The following is a 15,536-nucleotide window of genomic DNA, read 5'->3' on the forward strand; positions in this document are numbered from 1 at the left end:
CTCTCGTGCGGGCGGTATTCTTTGCGCGGTCGACGCGCCCCCTTTTCCTTCGCAGATATATCCCGGGGAAGAATGGCGAAGCCAGAAGGGGCAGCGCCCCTTACTCCGGCTGCCGTTCGGCCCAACCTGCGAAGACTTTCTCCAGGGCGACGACGGCGTAATAGAGAAGGATTCCGAGGAAGGCCAAGGCGATCAGCACTGCGAACATCAGCGGGTAATCCCCGTTGGTCTGGCCCGACAGGAACAGCGCGCCGAGGCCCTTGCCGTGGGGCGAGATGATCTCGACGAGGTTGGTGCCGATGAAGGCCAGTGTCACCGAGACTTTCAACGCGCCGAAGAACTCGGGCAGGGTTTTGGGCAGGGCGATCTTGCGGAAGATGGTGAATTTCGAGGCCCCCAGCGCGCCGAGGATATCGCGATATTCGGGCTCCAGCGTGGACAGGCCGATCCCTACTGACACGGCGATCGGGAAGAAGGAGATCATGAAGGCCATAAGCACGGTGTTGAAGTCATGCGCGCCGATGAACAGCAGCGCCAGTACCGGCACGACTGTCGCCTTCGGCACCGCATTGAAGCCCACCAGAAGCGGATAAAGTGCATCGCGCGCGGTGCGCGAAAAGCCCATGAGCATGCCGAGGAAGGTGCCAAACACGATCGAGATCGCAAGCCCTGCTACCGTCCGCCATAGCGTCTGCCAGCTATCGATCAGGAACAGGTTCCAGTAGCGCATATAGGCGGCGGGCAGGTCCGACGGCGAGGCCATGACGTAGTTCGGCCAGCCATTCGCCCAGACGATGAATTCCCAGATCGCGAGGAAAGCGACGATCGACAGGATCGGGGTGAAGATTTTCTTGGCGTCCATCAGTGTACCCCCGCGTCGCGGCCCTGAGCGATCCGGATTTGGTCGCGCAGGAGATGCAGCATCTCGACGGCTTTCGGCTCGTAGAGAACGTCGATCGTGCGATCCTTCGGCAGGTCCACATCCAGCACGTATTGCGTATGCGCCGGGCGGCCCGAGAGGACGATGACCTGATCGCCGAGGAACACGCTCTCGCGCAGGTCATGGGTGATCAGTACGGCGGTGAAAGGCTCGGCGGCGCGCAGTTCGCGCATCGTCTGCCACAGATCCTCGCGGGTGAAATTGTCGAGCGCGCCAAAGGGCTCGTCCATGATCAGCACATCCGGCTTGTGCACGATGGCGCGACAGAGCGAGGCGCGCTGGCGCATCCCACCGGACAGTTCCGACGGGCGCTTGGTCTCGAACCCCTTCAGGCCCACCATCTCCAGCAAGTGCTCGGCGCGCGCGGCCTTCTCGGATTTCGCCATGCCCGGAGCCACGATCTCCAGAGGCAGCATCACGTTCTCGATAATCGAGCGCCATTCCAGCATCACCGGGTTCTGGAACGCCATGCCGACGGTCTTGCGCGGGCTGGTGACCTTCTCGCCATGAAGCCAGACCTCGCCGCGGTCGGGTTTCATCAGCCCCGCCACCAGACGAGTGAGGGTGGATTTGCCGCAGCCCGAGGGGCCGACCACGGCGCAGAACTCGCCCTGCGGTACGCGGATGTCCAGTTGGTCGAGCACGGGCAGGGGGCCATGCTTGGTTTGATAGGCGTGGGTCACGCCGCGAATGTCGATGAGATTTTCCATGAGGGTCCGGCGCGAGAAGGCAGAGAATAGGGGCGGGTGCATCCGCGGCGCCCGCCCCTGCAGGATGTCGGGTCAGTCGATCTTCCGCTCTGCCGCGTCGGGCAGGTACGCGCTGTCGAAATAGAGAGCCGCATCGGGCGCGTTCTGGAACTCGTAGACGGTTTTCGTCTGCTCGATCGCGGTGGCCATCCGGTCCGCGTCGATCCCGCCCATACCGTTTTCCTTGACGTAATCGGTCAGGACATTGGCATCGATTGCCATTTGAAGTCGCTCGGTCTCCAGATCCTTGTCGGCGGCTGGGTTGCGCTTGAGAAGCGCGTCCACGGCCTTGCCCGGATCGGCCACGGCGGCTTTCCAGCCCTCGGCGGTCGCCTTGATGAAGCCGGTAATCTCTTCGGGATGCGCCTTCGCGTAATCCGTGTTCACGATGATCGCGTTGCCGTAAAGCGCCACGCCGTAATCGGCCATCAGCAGCACCGACTGGTCCTCCATGCCCACGCCCAGACGCTTGAGATTGAGCGTCGAGGAGAAGGAGAAGCCGGTGACTGCATCGACCTTGCCCTCGGTTAGCATCGGCTCGCGCGTTGGGAAGCCGACCGGTTCGACCTTGATCTTGTCCATGTCGAGGCTGGCTTCCTTGGCGAAGATCGGGAACTGTGCCCAGGCGCCATCCGGGGGCGGCGCGCCCAGCACTTTGCCTTCGAGGTCTTTGGGCTCGTTCACGCCCTGCGACTTGCGGCCGACCACCGCGAAGGGCGGCTTGTCATAGACCATCATTACGGCGGTGACGGGCGCGCCGGGGTTCTGGTCGAGGAATTTCATCAGTGAGTTGATATCGGCGAAGCCCACCGGATAGGCGCCGGTTGCCACTTTCGGGATCGCGTCGAGCGAGCCCTTGCCCTCGGAGATTTCGACCTCCAGCCGGGCCTCGCCGTAGAACCCCTCGTCGATAGCGAGGAAATAGGGCGCCGAGGGGCCTTCGAATTTCCAGTCCAGCGCGAAAGGCATCTTGGTTTCGGCCTGTGCCAGCGTGGCCGAGAGGCCGAGCGCGAGCGCCGCGAAAAGTCCCGGTTTGATGTGCAGCATGATATCCCTCACTCCGTTAATCCGTTTTCGCCCCGATCCTGACCGGCGGTGCGCGGGGGTAAACTCAAACCGCGCGCGCCATGCGAGCAGGCGAGGCGCTCACGGTTCCGTGATTAAGTTTTGTGCGGGGTGCTGCGCAAATGCAAGAAAATTGGGCGCTACATTGGCGCGCCCTCAGAGGGCGATCTCGAGTGGAAGGAACCCGTTCGCATCGACCGGTCCGGGTTCGGCTTGCAATCCGACTTGCGCGAGCTCCGACAGGTAGGCCGATGCGCCGGGGCCCGTATGATACAAGGCGCGCGCGCCGGGCAGGGGAGCGAACCGCCAGATCGGCGGCGCGTCGATGCGGAGCGGTCCTTGCTGCGCATCGATTTCCTGCAGCAGCAGGTCGCGCACGCGCATCGGCTCCGGAGCGAGGGAGACGGGACGACCCCGCTGCTTGAACCCGCCGCCGCCGGAGAGACGGAAATCGTTGCTCACGACGATGAACCGGTCTGTATCACTGACGCGGGCACCCTCGTGGCGCAGGTCGCGGATGCGTCCCCGTGCGGCCGTGTTCAGGCTGCCATCCGGGCGGAAGCGCGGTGGCTGCGACAGGTCAATCTCGTAGGTAAGCCCCGCGATCACGTCGAAATGGTAACTCGCGAAGGCGAAATCGCAGAGCATCCGCAACCGCCCGTCGGCGCGCTGCTGGTTGTAGATCGAGACCGCCTGTTCGAGCCAGTCGCGCAGTTCCGCGCCACTGAGTTCGACCGCGGCGACCATGTTGTTGAACAGGTAGATGTCGTCGAGATGGCTCATCCGCAGCGGGCCGGCAGGGATGTCGATGAAATGCGCAGAGCCTGCCGTACCGCCCGATTTGAAGCTCGACGCAGCGCCGAGTAGGGGCAGGTCCGCTTCGGGGCGTCCAGCGAGCTTTTCGCGGGCATATCGCCGTTTCGCCGCGATGGTCAGGGCGAGTGTCCGGTCCGGCGCGATCTGGGTGAAATAGCTGTGCAGCGGCTCCGCGGTGGTGCCGATGGGGCGGCGGATGTGATCGAGCGTGCGGCGATGGGCGCGGGCCGAGGAGGCAAGCACGGCCGCGCTGTCCGGCCCGCTCTCGCCCTGCGCTGGGCGCAACTCCGCCCGGTGCGCCGCGAGTGCCCAGCCTTCCTTCCGTTTTTCCAGAACGAGATCGAGCACTCCCAGATGCGTCCCGCCGGCCCCGGCGTTGAGCGCGGGCTTGCCGTGAAGCGTGCCCAAAACCGGATCGATCCCCGCGAAACTCGGACGGGAGGGATCGGGAAAGCGCAGGTGGTCATGCCCAGCCAGCACGATGTCGATCCCGTCGAGCTGCGCGATCGTGACTGCCGCCCGCTCGGCGGCGGCGGCCGAGCCTTGCGGCGCGTTCTGATCCAGCGGCAGCGGAGAAATCCCCGTATGGGCGAGGGCGACGACCAGATCGGCCCCGGCTGCACGGATCAGACGCAGCTGCGCCTTCATCGCCTCCAGAAGTGAGGAGGTCGAAAGCTCGGCCTCGGGTCGCGTCTCGAGCCACGCAAGGCTGGGCGGCGGCAGCACGCCAATCACCGCGACCCGCAGATGTCGCTCGGTACCGTGACTGTCGGCAAAGCGGCGTTCGATCATCGCCCAAGGCCGGATCGGCGTATCCGACGAGGCATGCAGATTGGCGCAGACGGTGGGAAAATCCGCGGTTTCCAGAGCGCGCTCGAGCGACGCCAGCCCGAAATCGAATTCGTGATTTCCAAGCGCGGCCGCGTCGTAGCCCAAAGCGTTCATTGCCGCGATCATCGGATTTTCGCCGTCGTGGCTGTCCGCCGTCTCTTCCGGCTCGCTCCAGAGCTGGGTCAGGGGCGTGCCTTGAAGGAAGTCGCCGCAATCGAACAGCAGGCAATTAGGGGCTTCGCTGCGCGCTTGCGCAATCTCCGAAGCCAGCGCTGCCAAGCCTCTGCGCGGGGCCGGGCGGTCATTGAAGTAATCGTAGCCCCGCGCTTGACCATGCAGATCGGTCGTCTCAAGAACCCTCAGCGCGAGTGTGACGCGCTGATCCGAAAACTGGCCGGGCCAATCCCGGTCAGACAGTTTCCCCATGTGATCCCCTTGGCCCGTAATTGACCTTTTATCGTTTAAATGCCGCCCCTTGGCGGTCGTGTGTCCCACACGCAAGCTAGAGTAGAGGTCGGTCGTTTGCCAAGTTTTAAATTGACGTAACGCGTTTGCGAGGTCCGGGCACGTGGCGGCTCTGGCTTGCGCGTCACCTGATCGGCACTGGTCTCCGGCTGGCGCCCCGTGGCATGGGTAGGGCGATCCGCAGGAGTTTTTCATGCCGCCCGATTCCCTCGCCGACGCGCGAAAGCCGATTTCTCAACCCGCCCGGCTGTCTCAAGGACGCGTGCTCGATTCGCGGGGCTTGGCCTTTGCGGAAGCGCCGGGTGCGCTCGAGCGGGCGGCCCATCTGCGGGGCGATGCAGAGCGGCTCGCGGAGCTGCGCGCAGGCGAAGCGGCGCGGGTGGTTGCGCTTTGGCGCGGGCGTCCGCTGTTCGCGCCCGAAGGGCTGCACCTTCTGCGCGCGGGCGAGGCGGCGCTCGAGGCGATGCCGGGACCGGAGATTTTCCTCGGGTGCCACGACGGGTGTGCTCTGTTTTCCCGCGATGTCTCGGCTTTCGAGCCCGAGGGTGAACGACCCGACGGGGCGGCCTTCTTCGACGCCTCCGAGCAGCGCCATCCCGATCTGCCTGACGATATCGTCTTCGCCGAGCTGCGTGGCCGGATGGGGTTTCTGAGCCCGGTCGAGGCGGAGATCGCCGCCACCGCGCGCGGGCTCGTGGAATGGCACCGGACGCATCGTTTCTGCTCCACCTGCGGCGCCGAAAGCGAGCCGGAGCAAGCGGGGTGGCATCGGCGCTGCCCGGTTTGTGAGCGGCACCATTTTCCGCGGACCGACCCGGTCGTGATCATGCTGATCACCGACGGCAACCGGCTCCTGCTGGGGCGCGGCCCGCATTGGCCCGAGACGATGTATTCCTGCCTCGCGGGCTTCATGGAACCGGGAGAGACGGTCGAGGCCGCCGTGCGCCGCGAGGTGTTCGAGGAAAGCGGCGTCGAGGTGGGGGAGGTCTCTCTCGTCGCTTCGCAGCCGTGGCCGTTCCCGGCCTCTTTGATGCTGGGGTGTCGCGGCGTGGCGACGACGACCGAGATCACCATCGACCCGGTCGAGATCGCCGATGCACGCTGGATCAACCGTGAGCGTCTGCTGCAGGTTGTGGCCGGGCGCGACCCTGAGATCTCCGCGCCACGCCAGGGCGCGATCGCCGGTTGGCTGATGCGCGAGTGGCTTGCAGATCGGCTGGAATGAGGCCAGTTTGCCGCGCACGGCGCGCCGCTCCCCGGTGCCCTGACTGCTGATCCGAGGAATTCGTCTCATGAAATTGTCGACCCGCACCGATATTTCCGCGCCCGCCGGTTTCGTCTTCGGACGGCTTGCGGATTTCGGGAGCTTCGAGCGGGTGGCGATGCGCCGCGGGATCACGCTGAAACGGCTCGATACGCTGAACGAACCGGGTGCAGGCATGTCTTGGGATATCGGTTTCCGTTTTCGTGGCAAGCAGCGCCAGATGATCACGGATGTGAAGCGTTTCGAAGTGCCGGAACTGATCGTCTACGAGGGCGTTTCGAACAGTTTCGAGGCGGTGATGGATTTCGATCTCACGGATCTGTCGCGAACCCGGACGCGGTTGCAGGTGGGGCTGGAGTTGAAGCCGCGCAGTCTCGGCGCGCGGCTGATGATCCAGTCGGCCAAGCTCGGCAAGGGCAACCTCGAACGCCGCTTCAAGGAACGGATCGAGCAATTCGCGCAGGATATCGAGCGTCAGCACGAGAAGATCGCCTGACGCCCGGCCCCCTCAGCTTTTGCGTTCCGGTGCGGCCGGGTAGACGCCCAGAATTTCCAGATAACTGGTGAAGTAATCCAGTTCCTCGAGCGCGCGCGCCAGCGCCGGATCGTCGGGATGGCCTTCGACATCGGCGTAGAACTGTGTCGCGGTGAAATGCCCGCCGACCATGTAGCTTTCGAGCTTGGTCATGTTCACGCCATTGGTCGCGAACCCGCCCATTGCTTTGTAGAGGGCTGCCGGGATGTTGCGCACCCGGAAGACGAAAGTGGTCATCATCTTCTCGCCGCGCGGGCGGGTGTCGGGCTCGGTGCCCATGATCAGGAAGCGCGTGGTGTTATGCGCGTGATCCTCGATATGCCGGGCGAGGATATTGAGGCCATAAGTTTCGGCGGCCATGTCGGAGGCCAGCACGCCGACGCTGCGGGTCTGCGCCTGCACGAGTTCGGCGGCCGCGCCCGCACTGTCGGCGGCGGCCTCGCCCCGGATTCCGTAGCGCGCGAGGAAGCTTGCCGCCTGCGGCAGAAGCACCAGATGCGCGCGGACCTTTTCCAGCTCCTCGATCTCCACGCCGGGCAGGGCCATCAGGCTGATATGCACGCGCACGAAGGCCTCGTCGAGGATATGCAGCCCCGATTCCGGCAGCAGGCGGTGAATGTCGGCCACCCGCCCGTAGGTGGAGTTTTCCACCGGCAGCATCGCGAGATCGGCGTCGCCTTTCTTCACCGATGCGATCACGTCCTCGAAGGTGCGGCAAGGGACCGGTTCGAGGTCCGGACGCGCGTCGCGGCAAGCCTGGTGCGAATACGCGCCCAACTCGCCCTGAAAAGCGATCCGTCCGGTTCTCGGCGTTTGTCCTTGGCTGCTCATGGGCAATCCCCCCGCACTGATCTCGTCTCGCGCCCCTGCCTAGCCCGTGCCTGCGCGGAAGGGAAGAGCCGGGGCGCAGAGGGCTCACGCTGCGTCATCCCCCGGTCACTCTTCGGAAATCCGATCACATCTGGTAAAGTTCGCTTGATCTAAAGGGCCCTGTGCGGATAGATGCGCGGGACGACGACGCATATCAGGGACGAGACATGTTCAACACGATGACCTTCACCAAGGCGGCGGGCGCGTTTCTGGGCGCGTTGCTGTTCTTCCTGCTTACGGCCTGGGCCTCGAGCGCGCTCTACACCGTCGGCGAAAGCCACGACGCTTCGGGCGGGAGCGAGCACGCGATGAAGGACATGATGTCCGCAGCGCCCGGCGATCTACTGGCCGCGCCGGAAGAAGGCGATGGCGCCGCGAAGGAAGAGCAAGTCGCACAGGTCGAACTGGGCACTGGCGATGCCGCCAAGGGCGAGAAGATCTTTGGCAAGTGCAAGGCCTGCCATTCGCTCGAAGGCAAGAACGGTGTCGGCCCGCATCTCGACGGTGTGGTCGGTCGCCCGATCGCTTCGGTCGCGGATTACTCCTATTCGGACGCGCTCAAGAGCCATGGCGGCGAATGGACGCTCGAAGCGCTCAACGAGTGGCTGACCAACCCGAAAGACTTCATCCCAGGCAACAAGATGTCCTTCGCCGGTCTCAAGAAGCCCGAAGACCGCAACGACGTGATTGCCTACCTGCAAGAGCATTCGAACTGAGGCAAGTCCTCAAGAAATCTCTCAAGGCCGCCTCTTTGGGCGGCCTTTTGCATTTCCCGCCGTGCTTTACAGATTCGTAACTTGCTCCCTGCGCGCTAAGGCTTTTAGCTAGGCAGACGCGAAAACGCTTTGGAGCAGGGAGCAGGAGTGCATGGCAAAAGCGCGAGTGGCGAGTAAAGCGATCGATCTGGATTGGACGCAGGTGGCGCCGCGCGCGCTGAGCGGGCTGGTTGCAGCGGGTCTGATCTGGGCGGGGCTGGCTTTCGGCGCACATGCACAGGATAGCACCCAGGGCAGCGACACGATCACCTCCTACGGGATCGCGACGCTGGGGCATCTGAAGTATCCCGCCGATTACGCCCATCTCGACTACGTCAATCCGGATGCGCCCAAGGGCGGGGAAATTTCGGAATGGGCGCCGGGCGGCTTCGACAACTACAATCCCTATTCGATCCAGGGCCGAGCGGCCGCACTGTCCTCGGTGCCGCTGGAGTCGTTGATGGAAGGTACCGCCGACACGGTTGGCGAGCTTTACTGCCTGCTCTGTAAAAGCCTCGAATATCCGCCGAGCAAGGATTGGGTCACCTTCACCCTGCGCGACGGGATCAAGTTCTCCGACGGCACGCCGCTGACTGCGCAGGATGTGGTCTTCTCCTACGAGCAGCTGCGCGACAAGGGGCTGAGCTCTTTCCGTGCGGTGATCGCCCAGCAGGTCAAATCCGCTAAGGCGATCGACGACAAGCACATCCGTTTCGACTTCCAGCCCGATTACCCGCGCCGCGATATCATCCAATCGGTTGCGTCGCTGCCGATCTTCTCCAAGGCGCAGTTCGAAAAGGAGAACATCGACCTGTCGCAGACCTCGCCGGTGCCCTTCATCGGCTCGGGCCCCTACATGTTCGACAGCGTCAAAAGCAATCGCGCGATCACCTGGAAGCGGAATCCCGACTATTGGGGCAAGGACCTTCCGATCAACAAGGGCCGCTCGAATTTCGACAAGATCCGCGTCGAGTATTTCGGCGATTACCAGTCGGCCTTCGAGGGCTTCAAATCGGGCACCTACACCTTCCGCAACGAAGCGAGTTCGATCATCTGGGCCACCGCCTACGACTTCCCGGCGATGCAGTCGGGCGAGGTCGTGAAGGCGGAACTGCCCAACGGCAACATCGCCTCTGGGCAGGGCTTCGCGATCAATCTGCGCGAGCCGAAATTCGACGATATCCGCGTGCGCGAGGCGCTCGGTCTCGTCTTCAACTTCGAGTGGTCGAACGACACGCTTTTCTACGGGCTCTATGATCGGGTCGAGAGCTTCTGGGAAAACTCCAAGCTGCAGGCGCAGGGCAAGCCCTCGGCGGAGGAGAAGAAAATCCTCGAACCGCTCGCCAAGGATCTGCCTGACGGCATCCTGACCGACGACGCGGTGATCCAGCCGGTCTCGGGCAAGCGCCAACTCGACCGCAAGAACATGCGCAAGGCGGCGAAGCTGCTCGAAGAGGCGGGCTGGACCGTCGGCGACGACGGGATGCGCCGCAACGACAAGGGCGAGAAGCTGACCGTTGCGATCCTCAACGACAGCCAGACCTTCGATCGTGTCATCAACCCTTATGTGCAGAACCTGCGCGCGCTCGGCATCGATGCCAGAATGGACCGCGTCGACGACAGCGAGTATGAAAACCGCCGTCGCAGCCACGACTTCGACATGATCACCACCCATCTGGGGCAGGACGAAATCCCCGGCTCGAACCTGCAGCAGTATTTCGGCTCGGGCTCGACCGATGACGTGTTCAACGCGATGGGGCTGAAGAACCCGGCGATCGACAAGATGATCCGCATGGTCGAAGAGGCGAACACCGAGGAGGAGCTGTTGCCGCGCGTCCATGCGCTGGACCGCAGCCTGCGCGCCCTGCGTTTCTGGGTGCCGCAGTGGTTCAAGCCCACCTACACGGTCGCCTATTACGACATGTACGATCACCCGGAAAAACTGCCGCCCTACGCTCTGGGAGAACTGGATTTCTGGTGGTATGACGCCGACAAGGCCAAGAAACTGAAAGCGAGCGGCGCGCTCTGAGCGACCGCCGATAAACGAGCAGAGGGCCGGTCATGGGCGCCTATATCCTGCGGCGATTGCTGATGGTGATCCCCACCTTGCTGGGAATCATGATCATCAACTTCACGCTGACGCAATTCGTCCCCGGCGGGCCGATCGAACAGGTCATTGCCCGCGTTCAGGGCGAGGCGGATTCGATGCGCAACATCTCGGGCGGTGGGGATGCGGGCACGCAGAACCAGGGCGGCGTCGAGGATAGCGGCTATCAGGGGGCGCGCGGCATCTCTCCGGAGCTGCTCAATCAGCTCGAAGTGCAGATGGGCTTCGCGCGGATCGTCTGCGATGACGGGTTCACCGGCACGCCCGATCTGGCGGACCCGGCCTGCCACAAGGAGAAGATCCCGGCCTGGCAGCGCTTCGCGATCATGATGAAGGGCTACCTGACCTTCGATTTCGGCAACAGTTTCTTCCGCAACGAGAGCGTCGTGAACCTCGTGATCGACAAGATGCCGGTCTCGATCACGCTGGGCCTGTGGTCGACGATCCTCGCCTATATCATTTCGATCCCGCTGGGCATCCGCAAAGCGGTGCGCGATGGCACCCCGTTCGATACTTGGACCTCCGGTGCGATCATCGTGGGCTACGCGATCCCGGGGTTCCTGTTCGCGGTGATGCTGATGGTGCTGTTCGCGGGTGGCAGCTATTTCAAGATATTCCCGCTGCGTGGCCTGACGTCGGATAATTTCGATCAGCTGACGATGATCGGCAAGGCGCTCGATTACCTGTGGCACATCGCGCTGCCGGTGACGGCGACGACGATCGCGAGCTTCGCGACCATGACGCTGCTGACGAAGAACTCCTTCCTCGACGAGATCAACAAGCAATACGTGATGACCGCCCGCGCCAAGGGCTTGGCCGAGAAGAAGGTGCTTTACGGGCACGTCTTCCGCAACGCGATGCTGATCGTGATCGCAGGCTTCCCGGCGCAGTTCCTCGGCATCTTCTTCGGTGCCTCGATCATCGTGGAGACGATCTTCTCGCTCGACGGTCTGGGGCTGCTGGGCTTCCAGGCGGCAGTGGAGCGCGACTACCCGGTAATCTTCGGCACGCTCTACATGTTCGGGTTGATCTCGCTCGTCGTGAACATCATCTCCGACATGATGTATGTGTTCGTTGACCCGCGGATCGATTTCGAGAAAAGGTCCGGCTGATGGCATTGTCTCCTCTCAACCAACGCCGCTGGCGCAACTTCAAGGCCAATCGCCGCGCCTTCTGGTCGGCGATCATCTTCGCGATCCTGTTCGTGGCCTCGATGTTCGCGGAGTTCATCGCGAACGACAAACCCATCGTGGTCAGCTACCGCGGCGAGCTGTATTTCCCGATCTACAACTTCTACCCCGAGACCGCCTTCGGCGGCGATTTCCGCACCGAGGCGATCTATCGCGACCCGACCGTGCAATGCCTGATCGAGACCGGCGGCACCGAGGGTTGCTTCGACGCGGACGACCCGAAGGCTTTCGCCAACGAGGCGCTGAAGACGGGCAAGGTCGATGGTGAGAAGATCGAGAAGGGCTGGCTCCTGTGGCCGCCGATCCCCTACAGCTACAACACGATCAACGATGTGGGCACCGCGCCCTCGGCCCCCGATGCCGATCACTGGCTGGGCACGGATGACACCGCGCGCGACGTGCTGGCGCGGGTGATCTACGGCTTCCGCACCTCGGTGCTGTTCGCGCTGATCGTGACCGGGATCGGCTCGATCATCGGGATCGCGGCGGGCGCCGTGCAGGGCTATTTCGGTGGCAAGGTGGACCTGTTCTTCCAGCGTATTCTGGAGATCTGGTCCTCCACGCCCGCGCTCTACGTCATCATCATCCTCTTCGCGATCCTGGGCCGAAGTTTCTGGCTCCTTGTCATGGTCTCGATCCTCTTCGGCTGGCCCGCGCTGGTCGGCGTCGTCCGGGCCGAGTTCCTGCGGGCGCGCAATTTCGAATATGTCCGCGCTGCTCGGGCGCTCGGGGTGTCGGACCGGGTGATCATGTTCCGCCACATCCTGCCCAATGCGATGGTGGCCACGCTGACCATGCTGCCCTTCGTCATCACCGGCGCGATCGGTGCGCTCGCCTCGCTCGACTATCTGGGTTACGGCCTGCCGTCCTCCGCGCCGTCGCTTGGGGAGCTTGCGCTGCAAGGCAAGCAGCACCTGCAAGCGCCGTGGCTGGCCTTCTCGGCCTTCTTCACCTTCGCCATCATGCTCTCGCTTCTGGTCTTCGTCTTCGAGGGCATCCGTGACGCGTTCGATCCCAGAAAGGTGTTCCGATGAAACCGGTTCTCGAGGTCGAAAACCTGAAGGTCGCCTTCAGCTCCGAGGGCAAATTCACCCCGGCCGTGAAAGGCGTTAGCTTCACCGTGAACGCGGGCGAGACCGTCGCGCTGGTGGGCGAGTCCGGCTCGGGCAAATCCGTGACCGCGCTCTCGACCGTGGCGCTGGTCGGCGGCAATTCCAAGGTCGAAGGCTCGATCCGCTACGAGGGTCGCGAGATGGTCGGCGCCTCGGAACGTGAACTGATGCGGGTGCGCGGCAACGATATCAGCTTCATCTTTCAGGAGCCGATGACCTCGCTCAATCCGCTGCACACGCTGGAAAAGCAGATCGGCGAAAGCCTCGCGCTACACCAGGGCGTGACCGGCGAGCAGGCCAAGAAACGCATCATCGACTTGCTCGACAAGGTCGGCATACAGAACCCGGCAGACCGGCTGCAGGACTATCCGCACCAGCTTTCGGGCGGGCAGCGCCAGCGCGTGATGATCGCGATGGCGCTCGCCAATGGGCCGGACCTGCTGATCGCTGACGAACCCACGACCGCGCTCGACGTGACGATTCAGGCGCAGATCCTCGAACTGCTGGCCGATCTGAAACGCGACATGGGGATGAGCCTTCTGTTCATCAGCCACGACCTCGGTGTGGTGCGCCGCATCGCGGACCGGGTCTGCGTCATGCAGCATGGCGAGATCGTGGAGCAGGGGAAGACCGAAGACATCTTCGCCAATCCCAAGCACCCCTATACGAAGAAACTGCTGGAGGCCGAACCCACCGGCCGCGCCGAACCGGTGCCCGAGAACGCGCCCGAACTGGTGCGGACCGAGCATCTGAAAATCTGGTTCCCGATCCAGCGCGGTTTGCTGCGCAAGACCATCGGTCACGTGAAGGCGGTGAACGACGCCTCGCTTTCGGTGAGGGCAGGGGAGACGCTGGGCATCGTGGGCGAATCCGGCTCGGGCAAGACCACGCTCGCGCTCGCGATCATGCGGCTCATTCCCTCCGAAGGGCCGATCATCTACGAGAACCAGGACATCTCCAGCTGGCAGGCGAACAAGCTGCGCGCGCTGCGCCGCGACATGCAGATCGTGTTCCAGGATCCCTTCGGCTCGCTCTCGCCGCGTATGACGGTAGAGCAGATCATCGGCGAAGGTCTGACCGTCCACGGCGTCGAGCCGGGCCGCAACCGCCGCGAGATGGTCGCCGAGATCATGGAGGAAACCGGGCTCGATCCATCGATGATGGAGCGCTACCCGCATGAATTCTCGGGCGGGCAGCGCCAGCGGATCGCCATCGCCCGCGCGATGATCCTGCGTCCCAAGGTGGTGGTGCTGGACGAGCCGACCTCCGCGCTCGACATGACGGTGCAGGTGCAGATCGTGGACCTGCTGCGCGACCTGCAGAAACGCCACGGGCTTGCCTATCTGTTCATCAGTCACGACCTGCGAGTGGTGCGCGCGCTCAGCCACAAGATCATGGTGATGAAGCGCGGCGACGTCGTCGAGGCGGGCAACGCGGCGGAGGTCTTCGCCAATCCGCAGACCGCCTATACGCGCCAGCTGATGGTGGCCGCTTTGGGGGAGAGTTCGCTGACCCCCGAGATTGCATGAAGATCCTCTTCGTTCACCAGAACTTCCCGGGCCAGTTCGTACATCTGGCACCGGCTCTGGCCGCGCGCGGGCATGACGTTCTGGCTCTGACGGTCGAGACGAACCAGCGCCCCTCGCCGGTGAAGGTGGTGAAATACCGCAAGCCCGAGCCGGTCGAGATGTCCTCGCGGCTCACGCGCCTTTACGCCGAAAGCGCCGCGCGCGGGGCAAAGGTCGCGCTGGCCGCCCGGCAGCTACGCGACAGGCACGGCTATGTGCCGGACGTGATCTTCGGCCATTCCGGCTGGGGTGAGACGCTGTTCCTGCGCGAGGTCTGGCCCGAGGCGAAACTGCTGGTCTATGCCGAGCTGATGTATCGCACGACCGGGATGGACACCGATTTCGACGCGGAATTCCAGAAGCCCGGCCTCGAGACCCGGATCTCCACCACCGCGCGCTCGGCCCATCTGGTCCAGTCGATGGTACAGGCCGATGCGGGGCTTGCCCCGACCGAGTTTCAGGCCGAGACCTTCCCGCCGGAGCTGCGCGCCAAGCTCACCATCTGCCATGACGGGGTGGACTGCGCGCGGCTCGCGCCGAACCCGCAGACGCATTTCACCGTGCCCGGCACCACGCTTACCTTCCGCCCCGGCGACGAGGTTCTGACCTTCGTGAACCGCTCGCTCGAGCCCTATCGTGGCTATCACTCCTTCATGCGCGCGCTGCCCGATGTGCTTGCGGCGCGGCCCGAGGCGCATGTGCTGATCGTGGGCGAGGAGGGGCAAAGCTATGGCGGCCCGCCGAAGGATGCCAGAAGCTGGAAACAGAAATTCTTGGGCGAGGTGCGCGACCGGCTGGATATGAATCGCGTGCATTTTCTGGGCCGCATCCCTTACGGCGATTACGTCGACATGCTCCATGTCAGCCGCACCCATGCCTATCTGACCTATCCCTTCGTGCTCAGCTGGTCGCTGATGGAATCGATGGCCGCCGGATGTGCGATCGTAGCCTCGGATACCGCGCCGGTGCGCGAGGTGATCACCGACGGGCAGACCGGGCGGCTGGTGGATTTCTTCGATATTCCCGGTTGGTCGAAGGCGCTGGCCGAAGGGCTGGCGACCCCGCAAAAATTCGCCCCGATGCGAGAGGCAGCCCGCGCCCATATGTGCGAGCGTTACGATCTGCGCACCCATTGCCTGCCGCGCCTGATCGCCTTCGTCGAGGGCGCGATCGCCACCGCCTGATCGCGATGCCGACACCAGACGGACTCGACTCCGCATCCCGCGAGACCTAAAAAGAACAAAGCGCGAACAAATGACTCGAACTCTA

General features: G+C 63.7%; 13 protein-coding genes. 8 read left to right on the top strand and 5 right to left on the bottom strand.

From position 1 onward, the window contains the following. Nucleotides 1–100: 100 nt before the first annotated feature. The 4 genes from DEM26_RS05225 to DEM26_RS05240 all read right to left on the bottom strand — a co-directional run bounded on the left by DEM26_RS05225 (nucleotide 101) and on the right by DEM26_RS05240 (nucleotide 4,827). The gene (locus tag DEM26_RS05225; protein ID WP_109171865.1) at nucleotides 101–862 is read right to left on the bottom strand and encodes an ABC transporter permease; all 762 of its coding nucleotides are present in this window, start codon (nucleotides 860–862) and stop codon (nucleotides 101–103) included. Next, complete coding sequence (locus tag DEM26_RS05230; RefSeq protein ID WP_109171917.1) at nucleotides 862–1,650, bottom strand: ABC transporter ATP-binding protein; 789 nt, start codon at nucleotides 1,648–1,650, stop codon at nucleotides 862–864. The genes DEM26_RS05225 and DEM26_RS05230 overlap by 1 nt, the downstream gene beginning before the upstream one ends. A gap of 72 nt (nucleotides 1,651–1,722) precedes the next feature. Continuing rightward, nucleotides 1,723–2,736, bottom strand: coding sequence for an ABC transporter substrate-binding protein (locus DEM26_RS05235; protein WP_109171866.1), 1,014 nt, complete (start codon nucleotides 2,734–2,736; stop codon nucleotides 1,723–1,725). A gap of 174 nt (nucleotides 2,737–2,910) precedes the next feature. Then, nucleotides 2,911–4,827 (bottom strand): 5'-nucleotidase C-terminal domain-containing protein, encoded by a 1,917-nt coding sequence (locus tag DEM26_RS05240; protein ID WP_158275082.1) that lies wholly within the window; start codon nucleotides 4,825–4,827, stop codon nucleotides 2,911–2,913. 232 nt (nucleotides 4,828–5,059) lie between these two features. Between DEM26_RS05240 and nudC the strand changes: the two genes are divergently transcribed. Both nudC and DEM26_RS05250 read left to right on the top strand, forming a co-directional pair. Next, nucleotides 5,060–6,091 carry an NAD(+) diphosphatase gene (nudC, locus tag DEM26_RS05245; protein WP_109171868.1) on the top strand — a complete coding sequence of 344 codons (1,032 nt, stop codon included), beginning with the start codon at nucleotides 5,060–5,062 and terminating at the stop codon, nucleotides 6,089–6,091. Between the two features lie 67 nt (nucleotides 6,092–6,158). Then, nucleotides 6,159–6,626 (top strand): SRPBCC family protein, encoded by a 468-nt coding sequence (locus DEM26_RS05250; protein ID WP_075776054.1) that lies wholly within the window; start codon nucleotides 6,159–6,161, stop codon nucleotides 6,624–6,626. A 12-nt stretch (nucleotides 6,627–6,638) separates the two neighbouring features. On the opposite strand, the gene DEM26_RS05255 is transcribed toward DEM26_RS05250, so the two are convergent. Beyond that, nucleotides 6,639–7,496: a prephenate dehydratase gene (locus tag DEM26_RS05255; RefSeq protein WP_088718994.1), complete on the bottom strand. Its 858-nt coding sequence runs from the start codon at nucleotides 7,494–7,496 to the stop codon at nucleotides 6,639–6,641. A 206-nt stretch (nucleotides 7,497–7,702) separates the two neighbouring features. Between DEM26_RS05255 and DEM26_RS05260 the strand changes: the two genes are divergently transcribed. The 6 genes from DEM26_RS05260 to DEM26_RS05285 all read left to right on the top strand — a co-directional run bounded on the left by DEM26_RS05260 (nucleotide 7,703) and on the right by DEM26_RS05285 (nucleotide 15,451). Further along, on the top strand, nucleotides 7,703–8,251 hold the full coding sequence (locus DEM26_RS05260) for a c-type cytochrome (RefSeq protein ID WP_075776052.1): 549 nt from the start codon (nucleotides 7,703–7,705) through the stop codon (nucleotides 8,249–8,251). A 151-nt stretch (nucleotides 8,252–8,402) separates the two neighbouring features. Then, the gene (locus DEM26_RS05265) at nucleotides 8,403–10,319 is read left to right on the top strand and encodes an extracellular solute-binding protein (protein ID WP_109171869.1); all 1,917 of its coding nucleotides are present in this window, start codon (nucleotides 8,403–8,405) and stop codon (nucleotides 10,317–10,319) included. Nucleotides 10,320–10,351: 32 nt separating this feature from the next. After that, on the top strand, nucleotides 10,352–11,509 hold the full coding sequence (locus DEM26_RS05270) for a microcin C ABC transporter permease YejB (RefSeq protein ID WP_088721872.1): 1,158 nt from the start codon (nucleotides 10,352–10,354) through the stop codon (nucleotides 11,507–11,509). Beyond that, complete coding sequence (locus tag DEM26_RS05275; RefSeq protein WP_088726952.1) at nucleotides 11,509–12,621, top strand: ABC transporter permease; 1,113 nt, start codon at nucleotides 11,509–11,511, stop codon at nucleotides 12,619–12,621. The genes DEM26_RS05270 and DEM26_RS05275 overlap by 1 nt, the downstream gene beginning before the upstream one ends. After that, nucleotides 12,618–14,228: an ABC transporter ATP-binding protein gene (locus tag DEM26_RS05280; RefSeq protein WP_088724744.1), complete on the top strand. Its 1,611-nt coding sequence runs from the start codon at nucleotides 12,618–12,620 to the stop codon at nucleotides 14,226–14,228. The genes DEM26_RS05275 and DEM26_RS05280 overlap by 4 nt, the downstream gene beginning before the upstream one ends. Further along, a complete protein-coding gene (locus tag DEM26_RS05285; protein WP_109171870.1) occupies nucleotides 14,225–15,451 on the top strand; it encodes a glycosyltransferase in 1,227 nt (408 codons plus the stop codon). Before DEM26_RS05280 ends, DEM26_RS05285 begins: the two co-directional genes overlap by 4 nt. Nucleotides 15,452–15,536: the final 85 nt, after the last annotated feature.

The sequence above is a fragment of the Thioclava sp. NG1 genome, assembly GCF_003122275.1.
Classification (GTDB): domain Bacteria; phylum Pseudomonadota; class Alphaproteobacteria; order Rhodobacterales; family Rhodobacteraceae; genus Thioclava; species Thioclava nitratireducens.

What these genes read in the sequence shown, in the direction of transcription:
- DEM26_RS05235 (WP_109171866.1), bottom strand. Translation starts at nt 2,736, where the DNA reads ATGCTGCACATCAAACCGGGACTTTTCGCGGCGCTCGCGCTCGGCCTC.
- DEM26_RS05225 (WP_109171865.1), bottom strand. Translation starts at nt 862, where the DNA reads ATGGACGCCAAGAAAATCTTCACCCCGATCCTGTCGATCGTCGCTTTC.
- DEM26_RS05240 (WP_158275082.1), bottom strand. Translation starts at nt 4,827, where the DNA reads ATGGGGAAACTGTCTGACCGGGATTGGCCCGGCCAGTTTTCGGATCAG.
- DEM26_RS05260 (WP_075776052.1), top strand. Translation starts at nt 7,703, where the DNA reads ATGTTCAACACGATGACCTTCACCAAGGCGGCGGGCGCGTTTCTGGGC.
- DEM26_RS05275 (WP_088726952.1), top strand. Translation starts at nt 11,509, where the DNA reads ATGGCATTGTCTCCTCTCAACCAACGCCGCTGGCGCAACTTCAAGGCC.
- DEM26_RS05270 (WP_088721872.1), top strand. Translation starts at nt 10,352, where the DNA reads ATGGGCGCCTATATCCTGCGGCGATTGCTGATGGTGATCCCCACCTTG.
- DEM26_RS05255 (WP_088718994.1), bottom strand. Translation starts at nt 7,496, where the DNA reads ATGAGCAGCCAAGGACAAACGCCGAGAACCGGACGGATCGCTTTTCAG.
- nudC (WP_109171868.1), top strand. Translation starts at nt 5,060, where the DNA reads ATGCCGCCCGATTCCCTCGCCGACGCGCGAAAGCCGATTTCTCAACCC.
- DEM26_RS05285 (WP_109171870.1), top strand. Translation starts at nt 14,225, where the DNA reads ATGAAGATCCTCTTCGTTCACCAGAACTTCCCGGGCCAGTTCGTACAT.
- DEM26_RS05250 (WP_075776054.1), top strand. Translation starts at nt 6,159, where the DNA reads ATGAAATTGTCGACCCGCACCGATATTTCCGCGCCCGCCGGTTTCGTC.
- DEM26_RS05265 (WP_109171869.1), top strand. Translation starts at nt 8,403, where the DNA reads ATGGCAAAAGCGCGAGTGGCGAGTAAAGCGATCGATCTGGATTGGACG.
- DEM26_RS05230 (WP_109171917.1), bottom strand. Translation starts at nt 1,650, where the DNA reads ATGGAAAATCTCATCGACATTCGCGGCGTGACCCACGCCTATCAAACC.
- DEM26_RS05280 (WP_088724744.1), top strand. Translation starts at nt 12,618, where the DNA reads ATGAAACCGGTTCTCGAGGTCGAAAACCTGAAGGTCGCCTTCAGCTCC.